Origin of the sequence: Spirosoma sp. 48-14 (assembly GCF_001898575.1) — a bacterium.
Classification (GTDB): Bacteria; Bacteroidota; Bacteroidia; order Cytophagales; family Spirosomataceae; genus Spirosoma.
The window spans coordinates 17,697-24,122 of record NZ_MKUD01000012.1; the positions used below are offsets into that span (position 1 = coordinate 17,697).

The 6,426-nt window shown below is 51.4% G+C and carries 5 protein-coding genes and 1 pseudogene; 1 reads left to right on the forward strand and 5 read right to left on the reverse strand.

Translation table 11 applies throughout. From position 1 onward, the window contains the following. The 5 genes and pseudogenes from BGO59_RS10920 to BGO59_RS10940 form a co-directional block, all read right to left on the reverse strand. A pseudogene (locus BGO59_RS10920) lies at positions 1 to 336 on the reverse strand (alpha/beta hydrolase); the annotation flags it as partial. A 28-nt stretch (positions 337 to 364) separates the two neighbouring features. Further along, entirely contained in the window at positions 365 to 2,230 is a 1,866-nt protein-coding gene (locus tag BGO59_RS10925) for a cbb3-type cytochrome c oxidase subunit I (RefSeq protein ID WP_293683666.1), read from the reverse strand. A 152-nt stretch (positions 2,231 to 2,382) separates the two neighbouring features. Next, the gene (locus tag BGO59_RS10930) at positions 2,383 to 3,258 is read right to left on the reverse strand and encodes an AraC family transcriptional regulator (RefSeq protein ID WP_293683667.1); all 876 of its coding nucleotides are present in this window, start codon (positions 3,256 to 3,258) and stop codon (positions 2,383 to 2,385) included. A 33-nt stretch (positions 3,259 to 3,291) separates the two neighbouring features. After that, a complete protein-coding gene (locus tag BGO59_RS10935) occupies positions 3,292 to 3,984 on the reverse strand; it encodes a Crp/Fnr family transcriptional regulator (protein WP_293683668.1) in 693 nt (230 codons plus the stop codon). Beyond that, positions 3,981 to 4,631: an HPP family protein gene (locus BGO59_RS10940; RefSeq protein ID WP_293683669.1), complete on the reverse strand. Its 651-nt coding sequence runs from the start codon at positions 4,629 to 4,631 to the stop codon at positions 3,981 to 3,983. The genes BGO59_RS10935 and BGO59_RS10940 overlap by 4 nt, the downstream gene beginning before the upstream one ends. Positions 4,632 to 4,778: 147 nt before the next feature. On the opposite strand from BGO59_RS10940, the gene BGO59_RS10945 reads away from it, so the two are divergent. Continuing rightward, complete coding sequence (locus BGO59_RS10945) at positions 4,779 to 6,380, forward strand: chloride channel protein (protein ID WP_293683670.1); 1,602 nt, start codon at positions 4,779 to 4,781, stop codon at positions 6,378 to 6,380. Positions 6,381 to 6,426: the final 46 nt, after the last annotated feature.

Sequence of the window (6,426 nt, forward strand, 5' to 3'; positions counted from 1 at the left end):
ATTTCCTAAATAGCCAATTGGTAATTCCTGCAAATCCAGGTGACGTCGACACCAGTCGGTTACCTGCACCAGGCGGGTGGCTAGTAAGTCAACATTCGACCGATTACTGTAGTCCTCATCTTCTTCAATAGTCAATAAATCCACTAGCAGCGTACCTAGTCCCTGCTCATGAAATTGCTGCATCAGCAACCGGTTGCACAAATTAAACCGGCTACAACTACTCCCATTTGAAAAAATAATAAGTCCATCGGCCTGCTGAGGGATCCACCAGTCGGCATAGAGCTTAACGTTCTCAAGAGGGATCGTCACCAACGTGGGGCCTGAAATGAGTTTCATCACCGAAACAAGTTTACGAATGACAAGATTAGGTCGGTTGCTTAAACGGGTCGTTCAGGTTTTGGGCATTGATTTCTTTTTCAAAAGCAATCTGCTCGTTTTCGTGGGGCAGGTTGGATTCAGGCGTTTGCGAATAGGGCACGTTCTGGGGAATAAAATCTTCTCTGGCTCCCGGCTTGCTGTAATCGTACGACCAGCGATAGACCGCCGGAATCTCGCCCGGCCAGTTGCCATGACCCGGATGGATAGGTGCGGTCCACTCCAGGGTAGTTGACCGCCAAGGATTCTGCGTGGCTTTGCGGCCTTTGACCATACTGTAGAAGAAATTCCAGACAAAAATCCACTGAGCCGTAAACGTCACAACAGCCGCTATGGTAATGAAACTATTCATGTCAACGAAGGTAGACTTCATGAAATCGTAACTGGTAAAGGAATAATATCGACGGGGGAAACCGGCAATGCCCAGGTAGTGCATCGGGAAAAAGATTAGGTAAACCCCAATGAAGGTCAGCCAGAAGTGGATATACCCCAGCCGTTCGTTCATCATACGCCCGAACATCTTCGGAAACCAGTGATAAATACCAGCCAGTAAGCCAAACGCCGACGCGGCTCCCATCACCAAGTGAAAGTGTGCCACGATAAAGTAGGTGTCGTGCAACTGGATGTCCAGAGCCGAACTCCCCATGATAATACCCGTTAGCCCGCCCGAAATAAATACGGAAACGAACCCAATGGCAAACAGCATAGCCGGGGTAAAATGGAGATTGCCACGCCATAAAGTAGTGATATAATTAAAGGACTTAACGGCCGAAGGAACCGCAATAATCAGCGTTAAAAACATGAAAACTGATCCCAGAAAGGGGTTCATCCCCGATACAAACATGTGGTGCGCCCAAACCACAAACGACAGGAAAGCGATGCCCATCAGGGAGGCAATCATGGCCCGGTAACCAAAAATAGGTTTACGGGCGTTCGTGGACATGACTTCCGAAATAATACCAAAGGCGGGCAGGATAACGATGTACACTTCCGGGTGCCCCAGGAACCAGAACAAATGCTGAAATAAAATGGGGCTCCCCCCTACGTTGGGCAGCGCTTCTCCCTTGATATAAATTTCGGACAGGTAAAAACTAGTGCCAAAACTCCGGTCGAAAATCAGCAGCAGTACCGCCGCAAACAGTACGGGGAATGAAATCAGGCCCAATACCGCCGTTAATAAAAAGCCCCAGATGGTGAGTGGCAGCTTACTGAACGACATGCCACGGGTTCGTAGATTGATAACCGTTGTGATGTAGTTGATGCCACCCAGTAGCTGAGAAACAATGAACAGGGCCATGCTGATGAGCCAAAGTGTCATGCCCAGTTCGGAGCCTTTGTGCGCCTGCGGCAGGGCACTCAGGGGCGGATAAACGACCCAGCCCCCAGCAGCAGGGCCCGTCTGGATAAACAGCGAGGAAAACATGATCACGCTGGAAACGAAAAAGAACCAGTACGAAAGCATATTCAGAAAACCCGATGCCATATCGCGGGCGCCAATCTGGAGGGGAATCAGGAAGTTGGAAAACGTGCCACTTAGTCCTGCTGTCAGCACAAAAAAGACCATGATCGTGCCGTGCATCGTGACTAAGGCCAGGTAAAAATCAGGATCAATTTTACCCGATTCAGTAATCCAGGTGCCTAGTACGGGGCGCAGAAAATTCAGTTTCATGCCCGGAAAACCCAGCTGAAGCCGGAACATGACCGACAGGGCTACCCCGATGATTGACCAGACAATCCCTGTAATTAGATACTGTTTGGCAATCACTTTGTGGTCGGTACTGAACACATAACGGAACCAGACTGATTGCGGCTCGTTGGGATGCGTACTGGGAAATGGAATCACGGTTTCATGCATGACAATTGGGAAAATTGGCGGGCAGCGACACTGGCAACCAGTACCTGTCGGTGCGTTTACCTGTCGGCGCGTTATTATGCGTTGGATAGGAACAAAATTACCAGTATCCCCCTGGGCCATCAATAGACAAAGCCAGCCCCAATCAGGACAAATCAACGATTATTGGCTTGCTGCCTGATTTGTTGCGGGGTTTGCCCCGTATGCTTGTGAACGAACCGGGAGAAATAAGCCGAATCCGAAAAACCAACGGCGTAACTAACTGCTTTAATGGGCAGATCGGTATTGAGCAGCAGCCGGCCGATTTCTGCCAGTAGGCGGTCGTAGATGAGTTGACTGGCGGTTTTGCCCATCTGTTGGCGGCAGCAGTGGTTGAGATAATTGGGGCTAATGCCTAACTGCCCGGCGTAGCTGGCGCAGGTTTTCTGGTGAATAAACTGCGTGTCGAGCAATTCGACAAACCGATTCACCAGGCTGCTCCTGTTTAGTTGACAGGCGGGATTTGCCTGATCGTAGAGATCGCTGACCTGTTCGAGCAGCAAATGAAGCAGCGAAGCAAATACCTCCGTGTGCTGGGTATGGGGAAGGATAAATGCCTGATAGGCCCAGTCGAAAAGGGTGGGTACCCTACGGGCATCAGCCGAAAGTGTTAGTAGGGAGGTGGTTCGGTCGGCCCGAAAAAAGGTATAATCAAACAGCCGTTTCGGGTAGCGAGCCTGGAAAAAAGCTGCCTCGAAGAAAAGTAGATACCCTTCCGTATCATCGGTTAGTGACCAGCCGTGAACCTGACCCGGCGTCAGGAAGTATAGTTGTGGGGGTGTAACGCAGTACGTCTGACCATCAATTGTGTGCGTACCTGACCCTTTCCATAGGTACAGCAGCAGGTGAAACGAATGCGCATGGGGCTGGTCAATCGTTTTGATTTGCCGGATGAGGTCCCGGAGCCGGATCATGTAAAACCCACCCTTCGCCGTCGAATTATCGGGATACTCCTGAAGCTGGTAGGTATGAAATGCCTGTTTTTTCATCATAACGTATTGTGGCCCGACGGGCATCGTCCGGGATTAGGGATCGGTATGGGTCAGGGTCGCCAGTTTCTCGGCATCCAGCAGAATCAGGCTCTCGTCGGTCTGCTGAATCAACCCTTCGGCTTTTAGCTCGTTGAGCATACGAAAAAATGTTTCGTAGGTCGTGCCCGCGTAGGCCGCCATCACCTGACGGGTTAGGTTCATCGCGATCTGCCCCATTTCGTCCGCTCCAAATTTATGGTGCAGCATTAGCAGCGTTTCGGCCACCCGGCCTTTTACGTCCATCAGGGCCAGATTACGCATCCGTTTTTCGGCTTCCTGCAAGGCATTGGCGTAAAACCTCATCAGCGCGTAGGTAAGTGGATGACTGGACTGGAGGGAAAGTTCAAAAAAAGGTAACGCGACAAAGCATAGGGTAACGTCGTCTAACGCGGTGGCGGTGATAGGCAGAATCTGGTCGTTGCCCAGTGCCCGATAGCCAATCATGTCACCTTTCCGGGCGAAGCTCAGGATCAGTTCTTTTTGGGGGCTCCATGCCTTGTGGATTTTGACGGTGCCCTTATAGACGAAATAGACCCCTGCTACCAGGCTCCCCTCCGAAAAAATCACCTCTTTTTTTTTGAAGGACAGCATCTGTCGATTCGCATCGATCAGGGGAAGCCAGCCCGCCACACTGTTTTTGCAGAGTAGGCAACTGCTTAAATCACAGGAGGTTTTAGTAATTTTCATGGAATGACTTGGGCGCGTGCCCGTTTTCGGGAAGCTGCCCGGTGGCGCAAGTATTTTAGGGGCTTATGCCACCTGCCCAGGCGTCTTGTCAGTCGGATCGGCTGGCTAGGGTAAGACCGGTTCGAAGGGATATTATTAACGATCAGTGCCATAACGAGTAAAATCGATACCCCCGTCAACACGGGGGTCAGTACGTAGTAAAAGCCCAGCGCTTTTATTTTATCGGAGCCAATGTTGGCAATCAGAGCCGTCGCACCCGCCGGTGGATGCATGGTTCTGGTGATTTGCATACCCACAATGGACAGCGAAACGGCCAGTGCTGCTGCCAGCCATAGCTGGTCGGGCAGCAGCTTGTAGATACTCACCCCAATAACCGAAGCCAGCAAATGCCCCCCAACTAGGTTTCTGGGCTGAGCCAAGGGACTTTGAGTGGCCCCAAAGATCAACACGCAGGAGGCTCCGAATGATCCAATCAGAAACACACTGTCCTGCTGAATTAGATGCGACTGGTTAAGTAACCCCAACGAAGCAATGGCCGTAAAGGTCCCGACGAATGTCCAGAAGTGATCGGCGGGTTCGATCAGCGTCTGACGATACACCACATACCGAACGATCCGGTATTGCCTCCGTGCTATCAGCTTCAGCATAGGTTTACTTATAGTATTATTCAAATCACAAATATCGGCAAACCATTTTATACAATAATGAATTAACTATGATATAAATCATATTATTCGTTTCCCCATATGCATCACCACCCTATCAGGCTGGAACCCATCCCCATTTCTACATCATTGAGACAGTTTCTTAATGAGGAACCGCTAAAACCGAAGCGAACCAGCTCAAAAAAGCGCATTCTATATATAGCCATGCTGGCCGTAGGGCTGGCGGCTGGTGTAGCGCTGATTGCCCGCCTACTGGTTGGCCTTATCAATTTAGTGACCAACCTTTCTTTCTTTGGGCGGTGGTCATTGGCCGAGAGCAGTCCGGTCAATGCGACACTAGGCCTGTGGGTCATTGCCTTACCAGCGGTGGGCGGAATACTAGTGGGCCTGATGGCTTTTTATGGCTCCAAAGCCATCAGGGGTCACGGCATTCCGGAAGCCATGGAGCAGATTCTGGTCAATAAAAGCCGGATTAAACCCATTATCGCCTTTTTGAAACCCATCTCAGCGGCCATCTCAATTGGAACAGGGGGACCTTTTGGTGCTGAAGGTCCCATCATTGCGACGGGTGGAGCCCTTGGCTCCACCATCGGCCAGATTCTTACCATCAGCGATAGCGAGCGAAAAACGTTGCTGGCTGCTGGGGCTACGGCCGGGATGGCCACTATTTTTGGTACACCCTTAGCCGCTATTTTCCTGGCTATCGAGCTGCTATTGTTCGAGTTCTCGGCCCGCTCGATCATTCCCGTTGCGCTGGCCTGTATTACGGGGGCCGCCGGTCACCATCTGCTTTTTGGCACCGATCCGGTTTTTGCCCTATCCGAAACCATTCCCGAAGCCAGCAATGCCGCTTTGCTGGCCTACAGTGCAATTGGCCTGCTGATTGGCGTACTATCGGTCGTTATAACCAGGCTGGTGTATTTTATTGAAGATGGTTTTGAAAAACTACCCCTTCACTGGATGTGGTGGCCCGCGCTGGGGGGACTGGCAGTGGGCCTTATTGGTTACGTTGCTCCTAAAACCCTGGGGGTAGGCTACCGGAACATCACCGATATTCTGTCGGGGACAATGCCCCTGTCGCTTATTCTGTCGTTGTGTCTGTTTAAACTCCTCTCGTGGTCCATTTCCCTGGGTAGCGGCACATCCGGCGGTACCTTGGCTCCGCTATTGACCATTGGTGGAGCCATCGGAGCACTGGCTGGTCATGCCATTGAAGGAGTGTTTCCTGGCCTTGCGATCAACCTGCCCCTGGCCGCTCTGGTCGGTATGTCGGCCCTGTTTGCCGGGGCCAGCCGGGCGGTGTTGACCTCCATTGTTTTTGCCTTAGAAACAACCCATCAGACCAACAGCCTGCTGCCCCTGCTGGCCGCTTGCGCCGGTTCATACAGTATCTCATTTTTATTGATGGAAAATACCATCATGACCGAGAAGATTGCCCGCCGGGGTACTAAAACCCCAGAATCGTACGAGTCGGATTGGTTGGAGCAATGGACCGTCGGGGAAGTGGCTACCCGGAGTGAGGTTTTCTTAGCCGATACAAGTACCGTGCCTGAGGTCTATCAATACCTTCGGCAAGCCGCCACCAAAAGCCAGCGGTTTGTCGTACTGGATACCGATCACCACTTCCGTGGCATCGTGAGTTTGTCAGCCCTCATCACTTACCCCGATCAAACCGCTCCACTGCATGGCCTTCTTCTTCCAATGGGGCAGATTTACACGTTAAGCAACTAAGGGTTTAGTTATTCTTTGTCGGGACGACGTAAAGGTCGTCGGTTTC

Coding starts and splice junctions, on each gene's coding strand:
- BGO59_RS10935 (WP_293683668.1), bottom strand. CDS start 3,984: ATGAAAATTACTAAAACCTCCTGTGATTTAAGCAGTTGCCTACTCTGC.
- BGO59_RS10940 (WP_293683669.1), bottom strand. CDS start 4,631: ATGCTGAAGCTGATAGCACGGAGGCAATACCGGATCGTTCGGTATGTG.
- BGO59_RS10930 (WP_293683667.1), bottom strand. CDS start 3,258: ATGATGAAAAAACAGGCATTTCATACCTACCAGCTTCAGGAGTATCCC.
- BGO59_RS10925 (WP_293683666.1), bottom strand. CDS start 2,230: ATGCATGAAACCGTGATTCCATTTCCCAGTACGCATCCCAACGAGCCG.